Annotated in this window: 14 protein-coding genes; 2 read left to right on the top strand and 12 right to left on the bottom strand. The window is 72.0% G+C overall.

Annotated elements, in window-relative coordinates:
* Positions 1-4: 4 nt before the first annotated feature.
* The 5 genes from NBT67_RS15265 to NBT67_RS15285 form a co-directional block, all read right to left on the bottom strand.
* Positions 5-2,356 carry an efflux RND transporter permease subunit gene (locus NBT67_RS15265; RefSeq protein ID WP_251342622.1) on the bottom strand — a complete coding sequence of 784 codons (2,352 nt, stop codon included), beginning with the start codon at positions 2,354-2,356 and terminating at the stop codon, positions 5-7.
* A gap of 55 nt (positions 2,357-2,411) precedes the next feature.
* Positions 2,412-4,040, bottom strand: coding sequence for a COG1361 S-layer family protein (locus tag NBT67_RS15270; RefSeq protein WP_251342623.1), 1,629 nt, complete (start codon positions 4,038-4,040; stop codon positions 2,412-2,414).
* A gap of 124 nt (positions 4,041-4,164) precedes the next feature.
* On the bottom strand, positions 4,165-5,241 hold the full coding sequence (locus tag NBT67_RS15275) for a lamin tail domain-containing protein (RefSeq protein WP_251342624.1): 1,077 nt from the start codon (positions 5,239-5,241) through the stop codon (positions 4,165-4,167).
* Between the two features lie 30 nt (positions 5,242-5,271).
* The gene (locus NBT67_RS15280) at positions 5,272-6,777 is read right to left on the bottom strand and encodes a DUF7827 domain-containing protein (RefSeq protein WP_251342625.1); all 1,506 of its coding nucleotides are present in this window, start codon (positions 6,775-6,777) and stop codon (positions 5,272-5,274) included.
* Between the two features lie 132 nt (positions 6,778-6,909).
* Positions 6,910-7,500, bottom strand: a complete 591-nt coding sequence (locus NBT67_RS15285) for a hypothetical protein (protein WP_251342626.1) — start codon at positions 7,498-7,500, stop codon at positions 6,910-6,912.
* 90 nt (positions 7,501-7,590) lie between these two features.
* Between NBT67_RS15285 and NBT67_RS15290 the strand changes: the two genes are divergently transcribed.
* Together NBT67_RS15290 and msrB are read left to right on the top strand one after the other, a co-directional pair.
* Positions 7,591-8,277 carry an HAD family hydrolase gene (locus tag NBT67_RS15290; RefSeq protein WP_251342627.1) on the top strand — a complete coding sequence of 229 codons (687 nt, stop codon included), beginning with the start codon at positions 7,591-7,593 and terminating at the stop codon, positions 8,275-8,277.
* A gap of 67 nt (positions 8,278-8,344) precedes the next feature.
* Positions 8,345-8,755: a peptide-methionine (R)-S-oxide reductase MsrB gene (gene msrB / locus NBT67_RS15295; RefSeq protein ID WP_251342628.1), complete on the top strand. Its 411-nt coding sequence runs from the start codon at positions 8,345-8,347 to the stop codon at positions 8,753-8,755.
* Here msrB and NBT67_RS15300 read toward each other — a convergent pair.
* From NBT67_RS15300 to NBT67_RS15330, 7 genes are all read right to left on the bottom strand, one after another.
* A complete protein-coding gene (locus NBT67_RS15300) occupies positions 8,752-9,186 on the bottom strand; it encodes a universal stress protein (protein WP_251342629.1) in 435 nt (144 codons plus the stop codon). The two genes, msrB and NBT67_RS15300, sit on opposite strands and share 4 nt — an antisense overlap.
* 57 nt (positions 9,187-9,243) lie before the next feature.
* A complete protein-coding gene (locus tag NBT67_RS15305; protein WP_251342630.1) occupies positions 9,244-9,492 on the bottom strand; it encodes a DUF7385 family protein in 249 nt (82 codons plus the stop codon).
* A 39-nt stretch (positions 9,493-9,531) separates the two neighbouring features.
* Complete coding sequence (locus tag NBT67_RS15310; RefSeq protein ID WP_251342631.1) at positions 9,532-10,245, bottom strand: fumarylacetoacetate hydrolase family protein; 714 nt, start codon at positions 10,243-10,245, stop codon at positions 9,532-9,534.
* A 38-nt stretch (positions 10,246-10,283) separates the two neighbouring features.
* Positions 10,284-10,895 carry a translation initiation factor IF-2 subunit beta gene (locus NBT67_RS15315; RefSeq protein WP_251342632.1) on the bottom strand — a complete coding sequence of 204 codons (612 nt, stop codon included), beginning with the start codon at positions 10,893-10,895 and terminating at the stop codon, positions 10,284-10,286.
* Between the two features lie 46 nt (positions 10,896-10,941).
* Positions 10,942-12,984, bottom strand: a complete 2,043-nt coding sequence (locus tag NBT67_RS15320; protein WP_251342633.1) for a hypothetical protein — start codon at positions 12,982-12,984, stop codon at positions 10,942-10,944.
* A 95-nt stretch (positions 12,985-13,079) separates the two neighbouring features.
* Entirely contained in the window at positions 13,080-14,171 is a 1,092-nt protein-coding gene (locus NBT67_RS15325) for a LeuA family protein (RefSeq protein WP_251342634.1), read from the bottom strand.
* Positions 14,171-15,493, bottom strand: a complete 1,323-nt coding sequence (locus tag NBT67_RS15330; protein ID WP_251342635.1) for a CaiB/BaiF CoA transferase family protein — start codon at positions 15,491-15,493, stop codon at positions 14,171-14,173. Before NBT67_RS15330 ends, NBT67_RS15325 begins: the two co-directional genes overlap by 1 nt.
* Between the last annotated feature and the right edge of the window lie 18 nt (positions 15,494-15,511).

Genomic DNA, 15,511 nt, shown 5'->3' on the forward strand with positions numbered 1-15,511 from the left:
CTAGTTAGGCGTTCCCCTGTGGGTCGGGGTCGGCCGTCCGCTCACCGAACAGCGGCGCCAGTCGCTCGGCCACGCCGTCGAGGACGATCAGCGTCGGCGGGAGCGTCGCCAGCGCCGCCACCAGCGTCAGGAAGATGACGCCCACGGTCAGGTAGCCGAAGTCCCCCAGGATGGGGAACGGCGAGAGCGTCAGCGCCGAGAAGCCGAACACCGTCGTCATGCCCGAGACGGAGATGGCTTTCCCCACGCGGGTCGCGGCCGTCTCGACGGCGTCGAGGTTGCTCACGCCCGACTGGGCCTTCTCCTCGTAGTATCGCTCCATCACGATGATGGTGTACTCGGCGCCGATGCCGACGCTCATGGCGCCGAGCGAGGCGCCGAGCGGCGACACCGGAATCGACAGCGCCGCCATGTAGAGGTTCTGCCAGCCGATGACGAACACCATCGGGACCAGCGGCGCCACCGCCTTCACCAGGTTCCGGTAGTACGCCAGCAGCAGGCCGAAGACGAACAGGACACCCAGCCCCGTCGTCACGTTCCGGCTCTCGATCTGTTCGACGACCGACGGCGGCGTGATGGCGGCGGTCCCCGTGAGGGTCACGTCGACGCCCGGCGGCGGGTTGCTGAACCGGATCGTCTCGCGGACGTTCGAGATGAACGACAGCGTCTCGCCGGTCGTCATGTCCTGGGCGCCGACGACCGTGATGTGGGCGACGCCGTCGTTGTAATACTGGGCGCGCTCCCGTTCGGGCACGTCGGCGAGGACGCGCTCGACACCCGCCTGCGTCGCGGGTATCTCGCCGCCGTTGTGTTCGGCGACGAGCGACGCCGGCGTGTCCACGCCCCGTATCAGCGGTGCGCCGACGGCCACCTGCTCGAACTGCTCCATCCACTCCAACACCGCCGGATGGGTGAGGTCGCTCCCCGTGACGAGCACGTCGTACTGGACCGCGGTCCCGCCGCCGGTCACGGCGCGGAACTGCTGGAGGTCGACGTACGCCGGCAGGTCCTGCGGGACGAACTCCTCGGTGTCCGCCATCGTCTCGAGGCCCTGCCCGGCCTGGAAGCCCGCGCCCATCAGGAGGAGGGCGACCAGCAGGACGACCCCGGGGTTGGCCGCGAGCGTCCGCGAGACGCGTCCGAGCGTCCGGCCGAGCAGGCCGACCCGCTCGTCGTCGGCGTCGGGATCGGGGCCGTCGACCCCGCGGTCACCCTCGTTCGTCGAGCCGTCGTCGTCGGCCGTCCCGTCGCCGCCGGGCGGGCCGTCGACCCCGCCGTCCGCGAGTTCGCGGAGTCCCAGTTCGCCGAGTCCCCGCCGCCGGAACCGCGCGTAGAGCGTCAGGATCGGGAGCAGGACGATGATCCCCGCGAGGAACGTGAGCAGGACGCCGAAGATGGAGGTCTGGGCGAACCAGACGAACGCGGGCGTCCCGAGGGTCGAGATCCAGGTCGCGCCGAAGCCGAGCGCGGCGGCGAGCATCGCGACGAACACCGGCGGCCCGATCCCCGAGAGCGCCCGCGGGAGCGCCTCCTCCGGCGGCGCCGACTCCAGTTCCTCCTCGTAGCGCTCGTGGAACTGGACGGAGTAGTCGATGCCCAGCCCGATCAGGATGGGGAAGACGGAACTCGTCAGCGTCGAGTTGGGGATGCCCGCGTAGCCGATGGCGCCGAAGGTGTAGAGCACCCCGGTGAACACCGCGACGATGGGGAGGAGCCGCAGCCGAACCCCCCGGAAGAGGAAAAAGAGGGCGACGATCATCAGCCCCACCGCCAGGCCGAGCAACTGGTTGGTGCTCTGGCCGATGAGCTCCGACAGCTGGGCCGAGAAGGCCGCCGAGCCGGTGACGATCACGTCGACGCCGGCGGGGAAGCGCGCCCACTCCTCGGCCGCGAGCGCCTCCGTGTAGATCGGCCGCTCCTCGGGCTGTGTGAGTCCGGGTTCGAACACCACCTGCACGAACGCGACGTCCGGGGTGCCGAGGACGCGCTCGATCTTCGCCTCGGAGCCGGGGATCCGGCCGTACTCGGCTCGAACGGGATCGGCCGGGCTGGAGACGTAGGCCACGTTCTCGACCGCCGACATCCGGTCGTCGAACCTGGCGATCGCCCTGAGCGTCGCCGGCTCGGTCGTCTCCCCCCGGAGCAACACCGAGATCGATCCGCGGTCGAACGAGTCGGTGAACGTCTCGAGGGTCGGGTTGTCGCCGGTGAACGCCTGGTCGCCCGTGACGCTCGTGATCTGTGCGGCGCCCCCGAAGGCGGCGAAGAGCAACACCAGCGCGACCAGCAGCGTGGCGGCCGGGTGGGCCTGGATCTCGTTGCCGACCCGACGGAACAGTTCGCGGAGCGCGTGCATCAGTCCACCCCCGGCTGTCGACGGTGGCTCGCGCTCGCGACCGCCGACGGCTCGGTCATCGTCGCCGGTACCACAGGCCGCCGCCGATCACGAGGAGTAGGATCACGCCCGCCGCGATGGGCAGCACGGGCGGCCCACCCGAGGACTCCTCGACGCCGACGCCGATGGGCATCCCCTCGGTGAACTCCGTGTCGCCGTCCTGCTCGTCGTACCGGACCTCGATGGACGCGGCGTACTCCTTGGGGAGGGCGTCGCTCGTCGCGCTGATCCGGAAGGTGGCCGTCGCCGTCTCGCCGGGCTCCATCCGTCCCAGGAAGGCCCCGTCGTCGGAGGTGGAGAGCGGATCGCTCGTGAACAGCCGCGCGTTGGCCGCCGAGATGGGGCTGTCGCCGAGGTACTCCACGTCCGCGCTGAGCTGTGCCGTCCCGCCGGGGGTCACCGTCGTCGAGACGTTCGTCACCCTGAACGCGTCGCGCTCGGGCTCGATGGTCACCGTCTTCCGCAGCGGGTTCGCCGTCGTCAGCACGTCGCCGTCGGCGTTCTCGTACTCCACCGCGAACGCGAAGGAGTTCGTCCCGGGTTCGGCGTCGCCGGCGACGGCGGTGGTGAAGCTCACGGCCGCCGACTCGCCCGGATCGAGATCACCGACCGCCGTCTCGCCGTTCGTCGGCGTCACCGTCTCGCTGCCGCTCATCCGGACCACGACGTTCCGGGCGACCGCGGGACCCGTGTTGACCACCTCGCCCGTGATCCGCGCCTCGGACTCGTCGACTCGGAAGCGCTCGGTCCGCAGGTTCTCGATGGCGAAGCTCCGCTCCGGCCGGACCCGCACTCCCGTCGTCAGCGTGTCCGACGCCGCCGCGATGTCGTTCTCGTCACGGTAGGAGACCACGGCGTCGACCGGGTAGGTCCCCGGCGAGAGGTCGTCGGTCGCGCCCACCTGCACCGACACCCGGCGCGTCTCGCCCGGGGCGAGCGACTCCACGAACACGCCGTTCGTCGGTGACGGGTTGGCCGGACTCCCGAAGTAGAGCCCCGACGCCTTCGACGTCAGTTGGACCGTCGCGTTCCGCGCCGTCTGTGCGCCGACGTTCTCGATGGTGAAGGAGAGCGACCCCGTGTCGCCCGCGAACAGTTCGTTCTCCCCTTCGGAGACGATCCCGAACTCGGAGCGCTCCTCGATGTGGATCGTCAGGTCGACCGTCCGCTCCTTGTCGAGCCAGACGTACTCGATCTCGGAGGGACCCGAACTGGTCTGGTCGAAGATCACCGCGCGGGCGTGTCGGTACGTGACCTCGACCGGGACGGTGTAGGTGCCCGGTTCGGCGTCGCCGATCTCCAGGTCGAAGCCGAACTCGGCGGCGCCGCCCGGCCCGAGACTCCCGGTCGTCACGGTGCCCGTGTTCACCTCGATGGGCGCGTCGATCCGCCGGTCGAGTACGTCCACCTGGACGCTCCGTGCGGTCTGTACCTGGTCCTCGAACCGGCCGACGCCTCCGTCGTCGATCTTCCCGTCGTTGGTGGCGACGACCGTGAGCCTGGCCTCCTCGTTCGCCCTGAACGTGTCGTCGGCGACGCTGAAACTCAGCTCCGGGTTCCCGGTGACGACGGTCGACGCGACGGCGGGGACGACCGGCGCGACCAGCAACAGACCGACGACCGCCAGAACCGTGATCCGCCTCATGGTGCCACCTTCGGTCGGCCGATGATAACGATGACGATCCGAGGTATCAAACTCAAACGAAATTGAACGTTAGAACCGTTTTTCGCGGGGGACCGCCGCCGTCGACCCGCTCCGTGCGTCTCGGTCAGTAGGAGAACCTGACCACTCGGTCAGCGTCGCCATCGACGAGTTTCAGCGACTCGTGATCGTTGTCCAGCACCGGGGTCGACGCTCCCCAGTAGACGTGTCCCTCCCGGTCCCGTCCCGCCCCGACGTGGAGGACGAGTTCCGTCCCCGGCCGAAGCTCCCGGCCGTCGAAGAAGAAGTAGGTGTGGCCGTCGCCGTCGACGAGATACCAGTTCGAGAGGTCGACCGTCTCCGGGCCGGTGTTCTCGATGACGACGTACTCCTCGGTCAGGGACGCGCCGTCGTCGCCGGGCGGGTTCGGGTGGACGGCGGCGATGCGGACGTTCGGGACGTTCGACTCGCGGAGGGGGCGGTCCGGCGCGACGACCGAACACGACCAGAGGCCCCGGTCGGCGCTCCGGGCGGCCCGCTCGGCGTCCGCGTATCGGCCGCCCCTCGCCCGAGCGTGCCCCCGATCCACCATCCGCCGGTTGATCGACTGCCCGTCGACGGTCACGACGGCGGCGTCGACGCCGTCGGCCCGCTCGACGGGGTCGACGGTCACCGACGTCCCGACGAGGTCGGTCCGCAGCGACACCAGCGCCCGCCGTCCGTGGTCTGCGAGGCACGTCCGTCCCCGACTCCCCGTCAGCACGCCGTCGAACTGTCGGGGGTCGTCGCCGTCGACGCCCGGCGCGTCGACGCCGGCCAGCCGGACCGTCCGCCGCGCCCCCGCGGCCGTTCGGTACGTGAGCCAGTCGCCCGCCGACGCGCCGACGACGGTGGCGGTCACCGTGTCGTTCGCCGCATCGGTCGTCGCGTCGGTCGCCGCCGCCGTTCGCGTCGCCGCCCGCTCCGCGTCGCCCGTCGCGGCGGCCGTCGCCGGCGACCGGTCGCCGACGGCCGTCGCCCCGTCGGCCGTCCGAGCGTCGGACCCCACCGGCCCCGCGCCCGCCAGGACGCCCCCGACGGCCAGCAGGGCCACCGCACCCACGAGCGCCGCGCGGTGGTCGACGGCGTCGACGCTGGCGAGGGCGTACGCGCCCCCCGCGAGGACGAGTGCGAGGCCGAGAGCGACCGCGGCGAGCGGGAGCATTGGACACCGAATCGGGGATGCCGAACCGACTTAACTATTCGCCCGGACCTCGCCGCGCGCTTGCCCCACGACCCGGCCGTCGTCGACGATCCGAACCGTGATCGACTGGCGCGTCTCGGCCGCCGGCAGGTCGAACGTCGCCGAGAGTCGCCGGTCGGCGTCGACCCGCGTGGACTGCCGGAAGAGGAAGCTGTTCGGCGCCGATCCGGAGACTTCGACCACCACCTCGGTGGTCGGGGCGAGCGTCGTCTCGACGCGGACGGTCCGCTCGCCGCTCGCGACGACGAAGGGGTCTTCGGGCGCCGGGTCGACGAGCGTCGCCCGCCGTTCGGTGATCGTCACGCTCGTGGCGGCGGCCCGGGTTTCGGTCCCCAGCGGACTCGCGCCCCACCGGATCAGACCCACGGTGTAGCGCTCGCCCGCGGTCAGCCCGGTCGTGTTCACCAGCGCGTACAGGCGGTCGCCGTCGTAGTGGTACTCGACGGCCGCGAGCGGATCGACGACCGTCCGGTCGCCGTCGGCGGCCAGCCCCAGGTCGATCCCGTAGCCGAGGGTGCCGCGACCCGCCATCCCGTACACCACCCGTCCGTCGGTTTCGACCGTCTCGCCGACCGTCGCGCGCACCCCGTAGGTTCCCGCCTCACCGGGGTTCGTCGCGCGGTACCGCAGGAGCAGCGTCTCGTTCGCCGCCATCGTCGCCTCGGTGTCGAGGCGGAGCGTGAGCGAGCGCTCCGTGGCGTCGACGCCGGCTATCGCGGGCCGGAGGTCGGTCTCGACGATGCCGTCGCCGTCCCGGTCGACGCCGAGGTGACGCACGCGCTCGGCGTCGAAGCGCTCCAGGGACTGGGGCGCGGTGTCGCCGTACTCGACGGTGATCGAGTCGGGCGTGACCGTCCGGTCGGCGTCGACGCTGACGGTGTGGGTCGTCGACGCCCCGGGCGTGCTGTCGGTCGGGTACACGAGGTTCTCGCCGGGTGGCTGCGTCGACGAGAGGACGCCGCCCAGGCCGCTGGCGTTGACCGCGACGACCGCGTGATCACCGGTCGCGACCCGTCCCGTCTCGAACCGTGGCGTCCCGGGCACCGCGCTCGCCGCGCCCGGTTCGAGGCGGTCGCGCGGGACCGTCGCCGCCGTCGCCGAGCCGATCCGTCCCGGGTTCACGACGAGCGACGCGGACGTGCTGTCGCCCCCCGCCACGGCGACGAGGTTGTATCGGCCCGTCGGCAGCGGGCCGGCGAGGCGGTCCGTTCGCCGCCTGACCGACGTGAGGCGGTCGCCCGACTCGACGGCGTACGCCGCCGATTCGTCGGCCGTCCAGCCGGCCTGGAAGGTGTCGAGCGTCACCGTGACGTGGCCGTCGTCGTTCGCGTCGACGGCCCGGATCCGGGCGTCGTAGTTCCCGTCCGGCGCCCGCACCATGAGCGTCACCCGATCCCGGTCGCCGACCTGCATCGACAGTCGGGCGAGGTCGCCGCGCTGCTCGGTCGTGACGGCGCTCTCGAACTGGAGGTCGTCGGCGTCCTGTGCCGTGACCACGCCCCCGACTCCCGATGTGAGCAGGAGAACGACGACCGCCAGGGTGATCCGGCGGCTGTGCCGCCTTCGTGGTTGCGACTGCCTCCCCATCGTGGAACTGTACCCCGCTGCCGGCTAAGTATCTTGTGGGGATTACAGGTAGCGAACCCGCCGAACGGAGAGTTCGAGGTCGAACCGTTCGACCGCGGTCGAGTTCTCCGCCCGGCCGTCGCGCTCGAACCGCGTCTCGCCGCGAACCCGGTCGGTTTCGTCGGGCTGGAGCCCCTCCCGTGCCTCGTCGCTTCCCTCGTCGCCACCGGGGTCGAACACGAACCGAGGGTAGGCGGTGGCGACGACGCGGGAGAGCTCCTCGTGGTCGTATCGGACGTCGACCCGGAACTCGACGTCCCTGACCGTCCGGCGGCCGACGTTCTCCACGTCGAACCGGTAGGTCACGAGCGCGAACTTCTCCAGTTGGCTCCGGTCGACGGTCAGCAGGCGGTTTCGCACCTCGATGCGGTCGCTCGGGAGCGGCGCGGCGGTCGCGGTGGGCCTCGCCGTCGGCGCGGGTCGGTCCGTCGGCGCGGGCCGCGCCGTCGGCGTCGCCGTGGCCGTCGAGTCGGCGCCGGCCGTCGGCGTCGTCGTCTCCGGTTCGATGAACAGCCCCGAACAGCCGGCCAGCGACGCCAGCAACCCGACCCCCGCGCCGAGGAGCGTGCGCCGTCCGACACGGTCGTCGACCATCGGGGCGGACATCGGTGCCGACCGAATTAAACCCCTTGGGGTGCGGTCGGTCGGTGAAACGCTTTTCGTCGCCGGCGCCTACGTCGAGGTATGAGTTACGAGGCGGTCCTGTTCGACAACGACGGCGTCCTCGTGGAACCGATGGGGAAGTCGGTCCTCCGGCGAGCCACGTGGGAGGCCTTCGACGCCCTCGGCGTCCCCGACCCGGACCCGGACGACGTGGACCGACTCGCCATCGGCGTCACGCCCGACGTCCTCTCGACGGTGTGTGCGCGCTACGACCTCGACCCTGAGCGGTTCTGGCGCGCCCGCGACTACCACTCCTCGCACGCCCAGCGGGCGGAACTCCGTGCCGGGCGTGCCACCCTCTACGACGACTTCGACGCCGTCCGCGAAATCGACGCGCCTCGCGGCATCGTCAGTTCGAACCAGCAGGACACCGTCGAGTTCATGCACGACTTCTTCGCCACCCGCGACCTCTTCCGGACGGCCTACGGCCGCGCCCCGACGATCCGGAGCCTGGACCGCAAGAAACCCGAACCCTACTACCTCCGCCGGGCGCTCGCCGACCTGGACGTCGAGTCGGCGCTCTTCGTCGGCGACAGCGAGTCCGACGTGCTCGCGGCGCGGGCCGCCGGCCTGGACGCCGCCTTCCTCCGTCGCCCCCACCGCGAGTCGTACGACCTCTCGGTCAGCCCCACCTACGAACTCGACGGCCTGACCGATCTGCTGGACGTCGACGGCGTGCCGACGCGCGAGGCCACGGTGAGCGACTGACGACGCCAACGGGAGCGCCGACGACGCGCGCCGCCGAGGCTATGGGCGTGGAACGCCTACCGCCCCCATGAGCGAGAACGAGTCCGACCGATCCCTGGCCGACCTCTCCGACGAGGAGTGGCGCGAGCGACTGACCGACGAGGAGTATCACATCCTGCGCGAACGCGGCACCGAACCCAAGTTCAGCGGCGACCACCTCGACCGGACGGCCGACGGCACCTACACCTGCGCCGGCTGTGGGGCGGTCCTGTTCGACGCCGACACCAAGTTCGGCTCGGGAACGGGGTGGCCGAGTTTCTACGACGCCGTCGAGGGCGCCGTGGAACTGGAGACGGACACCCGTCACGGCATGACCCGGACCGAGGTGCTGTGTTCGCGGTGTGGCGGCCACCTCGGTCACGTCTTCGAGGACGGCCCCGATCCGACCGGCGAGCGCTACTGCATCAACTCCGTCGCCCTCGACTTCGACCCCGATTAACCCTGTCCGGCGATGTTGACGGTGAGTACGGGGGCGTCGGACACCGTCACGACCTTCTGGGAGACGCTGCCGAGCATGTTCTGCTGGTAGTCGGCGCCGTGGGTCCCCATGACGACGAGGTCGATCCCCGCCTCGTCGGCGTAGGCGAGCACCTGGTCGGCGGGGTCGCCCTTGCGGATCTCCGTCCGGACGGTGAGCCCTTCGCCTTCGAGTTGTCCCGCCACGGACGTGGTGGCGGCCTCGCCCTCCGCCCGCAGTTCGTCCACCACGTCGGCCTTCATGCCGTCCTGCAGCGTCAGGAACGAGCGGTCGTCGATCACGTAGAGCACGTGTACGGTGGCGTCGCGTCCCGACGCGATGTCGGCGGCGTGGTCGACCACCGCGTCCATCGACTCGCTCCCGTCCGTCGGCACCAGGATGTCCTCGTACATCGGTACCGGTCGATTCCGTGCGTACACTCTCACCCTTTTCGGTTCCGCGCTCGATGCTCAGTGGGTCAACAGCAGCAACCGCTCGGCCGTCCGCGCGAGACAGAACGGGGCGTCGGGCGGGTTGCCGAAGGTGACCCGGTCGTCCGCCGAGACGAACAGGCGGCCGAACTCCCGGCCACAGGCCGGACACTCCAGCCCCGACCGATTCTCCAGGTACATCGACGACCCGTCCTGTGTGTGGAGCTTCAGGCCCGCTCGGTAGTCGTGGACGTCGAACCCGTCGGACAGGTCGAGGCGGTCGGCCATGTGTGCCGTGCCCGGCCGCCCCGGCAAAGACGTTTCGGCCTACTCGACCGTGTTCCGCAGCGTTCCGACGCCCTCGTAGGTGATCGACACCGTGTCGCCGCGTTCGAGCAGGCCGGGGTTGGCCGGACTGCCGAAGGAGATCACGTCGCCCGGGCGGAAGGTGTACCGCTCCGAGAGGAAGGCGACCACCTCCTCGGGGTGGAAGATCATCTCGTCGGTCGTCGCCGACTGCCGTTGCTCGCCCGAGACGACCGTCTCCATCGCCATCCCGTCGAGGTCGACGTCGGTCTCGATCCACGGGCCGAGCGGCGCCGACCCGTCGAAGGCCTTGCGGGCCGTCCGGCGGTCCTGATCGTACGCGTCCAGGTCGTTCAGGACGGTGTAGCCGCGGAGCGCGTCGTCGACCGCCTCGACCGAGAGGTCGCGACACCGCTCGTCGATCACGGCCGCGAGTTCGCCCGCGTAGGTGAACGAACTCACCCAGTCGGGATACCGGATCGGCCGGTCGGGCGGGTGCAGCGAGTGGGGCGGCTTGACGAACCAGTCCGGGCGGTCGGGGAGGTCGCCCTCGCCCATCTGGTCGATCTTCGCGCCGAAGTTTCGGCCGGTACAGAAGATGGCGTCGGGATCACACGGGGCCATCAGGTGCGCGTCCTCGCCGACGACGTACGCCTCGCCGTCCGCGTGGACGACGCCGTCGTCGTACTCGCCGGTGAGCGGTCCCTCGGGGGTGGCGATGCGTGCCAGTCGCATGGGCCGACGACGGCGGCCGGCGGGCTATGGGTTTCGCTTCAGGCCAGCTGTGCGAACGCGAGCGTCCCGCTGATGTTCTCGATGTACGCCTCGACGACCTGCCCCTCCTTCGCGCCGGGCACGAAGATGGTGTACTTGCCGCGCTCGGCGACGCCGTCGCCCTTCCGTCCCGTGCCGGTGATCTTGAACTGGTAGGTCTCGCCCTCCTCCAGCGTGGCCTGGCTGGCGTCGGAGCTCTGCTTCGGCCGCTTCGCGACCGGTCGGAACGCCCCGCAGGCCGTACACCGGAGCATGTCGACGCCGTCCTCGCGAACGAGGTTGGTGTCCGGTAGGCCACACTCCGAACACGTGACGTACTCGGTGACGTAGGCGTCGATGGCGGCGTCGAACTCCTCGGCGGAGAAGGAGCCGTTGTACCGGGCACGGTCGCCGTCGAACTGGCCGTTGGTCCCGAGTTCCCGCTGGATCGACCGGTGGAGGTGTTCCGGGTCGCGGTCCAGCGCCTCCGCGATGTCGCCGAGGTTCGTCAGTCGGGTGAAGGCGCCGTCGGTCTGGCCGACCGGATCCGGCACCTGCAGGCGGTCGCCCGCCTCGCGCGTTCGCTCCGGCAGCGTGTCGTAGGCGCGGTCGAGGGCAGAATCGTAGTTCATGGCCTCGAAAGGGTCTCGCGTCCTAAATCCGTTCCGTGAGCCGCGCTCACACGCCCCCATCGGAGCCGACGGTCACCGTCGCGCCGCGTCGCACCGCCCGCTCGGTCACCCGGACCACCCGCCCGCCCACCTCGTAGTGCCCGGGATGGGGGACGGTGACGGCGAACGCGCCGTCGTCGCCCGTCACGGCCACCCGCCGGAAGTCGAGGGTGCCGTGGGGGAGCGCCACCGTCGTCCCGACGACGACGCGCTCCCCCGGCGGCCCCCGGCCCCTGATGGTCGCCCCGGACACGAGTTCGAAGACGGAGACGAACCCGTCGGGGCTCGTGTAGACGGCGCGGTAGTGGCCGACGCCGTCGAAGCCGTCCGCGGCGCTCCCGAGGTGGTGGTGGAGGCGTCGGTAGTTCCGCGGCCCGCTCGACACCAGTCCCTCGGGCGCCGACTCGTAGGCCGGCACCGTGCGCACGACGAGGAAGCCGACGCGGTCGGCGAGTCGGGCGTGCCACGACGACAGCCGACCGGTGGTGAGGAGGGGTGCGTACGTCTCCGCCGCGAAGGACGCCGACAGCCCCCGCCCGTTCACGAAGTAGTTGAACATCCGATTGCGCCCCTCCTCGCTCAGGACGTAGTTCGCGGGGTAGTCGAGCCCCCGGCGCCGTGCGTACCCCTCGATCCACCGCGCGGCGCGGTAGAGCCGCGGGTCGACGGTCATCTCCCCGACGACGAGTCGCGCGAAGTGGACGCCGGGGGCGTAGGCCGCGAGCGCGACGCCGCCGAGCAGGAGCGCGCGCCGCCGGTCCGGGGACTCCACCCGCGTCTCGGTCGCTCCGGTCCCGGACCCGACGACGCCGACGTATCCGAGGAGGGCGACCAGCCCCGCCCCCGACAGGACGGCGAGCGGCACCGCGAACTCGCCGGCGAAGCGCCGGTGGTCCGCGGCGAGGGCACCGAACACCAGCGCGTAGGCGGTCACGAAGCTCCAGCCGGCCTCCCCATTCCACAGCCCCCGCGCCGCGGCGGGGAGCGCCGCGACCGCGACGAAGGGGGCGTAGCCGAGCAGGATCAGCGGGCCGAGCGCGGGGCCGAACGTCCCGAACAGCCCCGCCATCTCCCAGGTGCCGGCGCGTCCGAGGAACGCCGCGCCCGTGACCGCCTCGGCGCGCAAGGCGGGCGCCCCGTACCACAGCGCCGCGCCCGCGACGCCGAGGCCGACCGCGCCGCCGGCCGCGTAGGTCGCCCGGGGGCGCGCCGTCCGCCCCGCCGCCCCGGCCAGCGCCGTCGCGCCCGCGGCGCCGAGACACAGGAGCGCGGGCGCGGCGACGACGGGCGCGGACCCCCACCCGAGACCGGCGTGGACCGCGGCCGCGAGGGCGGCCGCGACGCCGAACCCGGCGGCGACCGGCCGCAGTCGCGACGGGGCGTCGGCCGGCCGCCGGAGCGGGAGGCCGGCGACGCCGACGGCCGCGGGGAGGAGCAGCAAGGGACCGGCCTCCCAGGCGAGTACCTGTCCCGCGGCCGCGACGCCGAGGGCGGCGGTCAGGAGCCGCCGCTCCCGCCCCGACGCCGTCGGCAGCGAGACGAGACAGCACAGCGTCAGCGCCACCCAGAGGTAATCGAAGGCGTGGTGGTCGCCGGCGCCGAGCGACGTCCGCCAGGCGTGGACCGGCACCGTCGCCAGCCACAGCACCGCGGCGAGGCCGACGCGCGGGTCGTCGGTCACCCGGGTCGCCGTCGCGTGGACGAGCCAGCCCGAGAGGACGGTTGCCACGAGCGGGTAGACCGCGAGGGCGACACCGCTCGATCCGACGAGGGCCGCGGCCGCGGCCAGCGTCGCCACGAACAGCGGTTCGCCAACCCGCGCCCGCGGCGGCAACGCCGACGCGGCGACCGTCCGGTCCACGAGCGTCCGGTAGAAGTAGGGGTCGTTCGACAGCAGGGCCACGCCGTCCGGGTGGATCACCGCCGGGAGCGAGAGCAGGCGAACCGCGACGAGGGCCACCAGAGCCCCGAGGAGCAACCCCCGCCGTCCGTCGGACGGCGGGCGAACGCGCGACCGGTCCGCGTCCCCGCCGTCGGTCACGCCGGTCACCGGCCCCCGGGTCCGCCGCGCGCTCGGCCGCCGCCCCGAACAACGTACATTCCATTGACACGACGGCGCGAACCGCCAAAACGCTGTCGTGGCGGTCAGAACCGCTCCTCGACCAGCGCCGTCGCGGCGTCGGCGTCCATCGGCCCGCGCTCGGCCAGCAGGTCGAGCAGGCGCGCCACGCGCTCGTCGGTCGGGTCGACGTCCGCCCGCTCGAGGAGTGCGCGGGCGCTCCCGCGACCGCTCCCCGGCCCGAAGACGAGGCGTCGCTCCCCGCCGAACGCCGCGGGGTCGAACGGCTCGAAGGTGGCCGGATCCCGGAGCATCGCGGCGGTGTGGATGCCCGACTCGTGGGTCGTCACCGCCTCGCCCAGGACCGGCGTCCGTGGATCGACCGACTCGCCGAGGGCGTCGAGGACCGCCCGACACGCCGGGATCAGTGCCGACCGGTCGACGGCGAAGTCGCCCGCGCCGTCGACGGCGTCCGCGACGACCACCCGCTCGAGCGCCGCGTTGCCGGCCCGTTCGCCGAGGGCGGCGACGCTCACGTCCGCCGTCGTCGCCCCCGCCGCCGTCGCCGCCAGCGTGTTCGCCGCCGCCATTCCCAGGTCGTCGTGGAAGTGGACGCCGAGTCGGTCGCCGTCGACGCCGCGCTCCCGGAGGTCGGCCACGACGTCGCGGACCCGGTCCGGCGTCCGCGCGCCCACCGTGTCCGCCACCGTGACCGTGGGCACCGACGGGAACGACGCGAACGCGTCGGCGAGGTGGGTGAGGTCGGTTCGGAACCCGTCGACGAGGGTGAGGTGGACGCGGGCGCCCCCCTCGCGGGCGCGGTCCAGCGCCTCGCCCGCCATCGACAGCGCCTCCGCGCGGGAGGTCCCGAGGACGCCGTCGAGCTGTCGATCCGACGTCGGCACGAACACCTCGACGACGTCCACCCCGGCGTCGAGGGCGGCCTCGACGTCCTCGGGTCTGGCGCGGGCGATGCCCACGACGTCCGCCTCGACGTCGGCGGCGAGGCGACGGATCGCCCGCCGGTCCGTCCCGCCGACGGCGGGAAAGCCCGCCTGAATCGCGTCCACGCCCAGTCGGTCGAGCGCCCGCCCCGCGCTCACTCGGTCCTCGACGTCGTACTCCCGCCCCGGCATCTGTGCCCCCTCCCGAATCGTCACGTCGCGGAGCGCCGGCATCAGATCACGCCCGCCTCGCGGAGTCGGTCGTACTCGTCCTCGTCGAGGCCGAGTTCGTCGAGATACACCTCGTCGTTGTGCTGGCCGTGACGCGGCCCGGCGTGGTCGACGGCCCCCGGCGTGCGCGAGAACTTGGGGACCGGCGCTGGCGTCTTCAGCCGACCCAGTTCGGGGTCCGCCACCTCCACGACGTCCCCGCGGGCCCGGTACTGGTCGTCCTCGAAGATGTCGGCCATGTCGTAGACGGGGCCGACGATGGCGTCGGCCGCCTCCATCGTCTCGATGGCCTCCTCGGTCGGGCGCTCGCGGGTCCAGGCCTCGATCACCGCGTCCAGTTCGTCGGCGTGGTCGACCCGGGCCTCGTTGGTGGCGAAGCGCGGGTCGTCGATCAGGTCCGGCCGGTCGATTGCCTCGGCGACGTTCTCGAAGATGGACTGGGACGACGCCGAGAGCGTCAGGTGGCCGTCGGCCGTCTCGTAGACGTTCCGCGGCGCCGCGTTGGGGTGGTGGTTGCCGATGCGCTCGCGCGTCTCGCCGAGGCGGTCGTAGGCCTCCACCTCCGAGAGGAAGAGCCGAAAGAGGGGCTCGTAGAGGCTGACGTCGATCACCTGTCCCTCGCCGCTTCCCCCGCGTCCGACGTCGCGTTCGAAGACGGCGAACATCGCGGCCTGGACGGCGAAGGTCGCGGCGGTGAGGTCCGCGAGGCTGATCGGCGGCAGGAGCGGCTTGCTGTCCGGGAAGCCGTTGACGTGTGCCCAGTTCGTGATGCCCTCCGCGACGGTGCCGAAGCCCGGCTTGTCCGCCCGCGGCCCCGTCTGTCCGTACCCCGACTGGCGGATCACGATCAACCCCGGGTTCTCCTCGTGGAGGCGCTCCGGCCCCAGTCCCCACCGCTCCAGCGTCCCGGGCCGGAAGTTCTCGACGAGGACGTCGGCGTCCTCGATCAGGTCCAGCAACAGCGCACTCCCCTCCGCGGTGCTCAGGTCGAGCGTCACGCAGCGCTTGTTCCGGCCGATGGACTTCCACCACAGCGACACCGGCCCCTCCGAGGAGCGTGGCTCCTCGCTGTCTTCCGAGGAGCGTGGCTCCTCGCTGTCTTCCGAGGAGCGTGGCTCCTCGCTGTCTTCCGAGGAGCGTGGCTCCTCGCTCTCGTCGAATGGCGGCCACTCCCGGAGCGGGTCGGCCTTCTCGGGGTGTTCGACGTTGACCACGTCGGCGCCGAAGTCGGCGAGTTGCGTCGTGGCGAACCCCCCGGCGATCATGTCCGAGCAGTCGACGACCCGCAGGCCGTCGAGCGGTCCCTGCCGTTCGCGTGCGGTCATGACCGCTCGGTACGACCG

It is taken from the genome of Haloplanus sp. GDY1, assembly GCF_023703775.1.
In the GTDB taxonomy this organism is placed as follows: domain Archaea; phylum Halobacteriota; class Halobacteria; order Halobacteriales; family Haloferacaceae; genus Haloplanus; species Haloplanus halophilus.

Coding starts and splice junctions, on each gene's coding strand:
- NBT67_RS15290 (WP_251342627.1), top strand. CDS start 7,591: ATGAGTTACGAGGCGGTCCTGTTCGACAACGACGGCGTCCTCGTGGAA.
- NBT67_RS15325 (WP_251342634.1), bottom strand. CDS start 14,171: ATGCCGGCGCTCCGCGACGTGACGATTCGGGAGGGGGCACAGATGCCG.
- NBT67_RS15270 (WP_251342623.1), bottom strand. CDS start 4,040: ATGAGGCGGATCACGGTTCTGGCGGTCGTCGGTCTGTTGCTGGTCGCG.
- msrB (WP_251342628.1), top strand. CDS start 8,345: ATGAGCGAGAACGAGTCCGACCGATCCCTGGCCGACCTCTCCGACGAG.
- NBT67_RS15330 (WP_251342635.1), bottom strand. CDS start 15,493: ATGACCGCACGCGAACGGCAGGGACCGCTCGACGGCCTGCGGGTCGTC.
- NBT67_RS15275 (WP_251342624.1), bottom strand. CDS start 5,241: ATGCTCCCGCTCGCCGCGGTCGCTCTCGGCCTCGCACTCGTCCTCGCG.
- NBT67_RS15305 (WP_251342630.1), bottom strand. CDS start 9,492: ATGGCCGACCGCCTCGACCTGTCCGACGGGTTCGACGTCCACGACTAC.
- NBT67_RS15265 (WP_251342622.1), bottom strand. CDS start 2,356: ATGCACGCGCTCCGCGAACTGTTCCGTCGGGTCGGCAACGAGATCCAG.
- NBT67_RS15315 (WP_251342632.1), bottom strand. CDS start 10,895: ATGAACTACGATTCTGCCCTCGACCGCGCCTACGACACGCTGCCGGAG.
- NBT67_RS15310 (WP_251342631.1), bottom strand. CDS start 10,245: ATGCGACTGGCACGCATCGCCACCCCCGAGGGACCGCTCACCGGCGAG.
- NBT67_RS15285 (WP_251342626.1), bottom strand. CDS start 7,500: ATGGTCGACGACCGTGTCGGACGGCGCACGCTCCTCGGCGCGGGGGTC.
- NBT67_RS15300 (WP_251342629.1), bottom strand. CDS start 9,186: ATGTACGAGGACATCCTGGTGCCGACGGACGGGAGCGAGTCGATGGAC.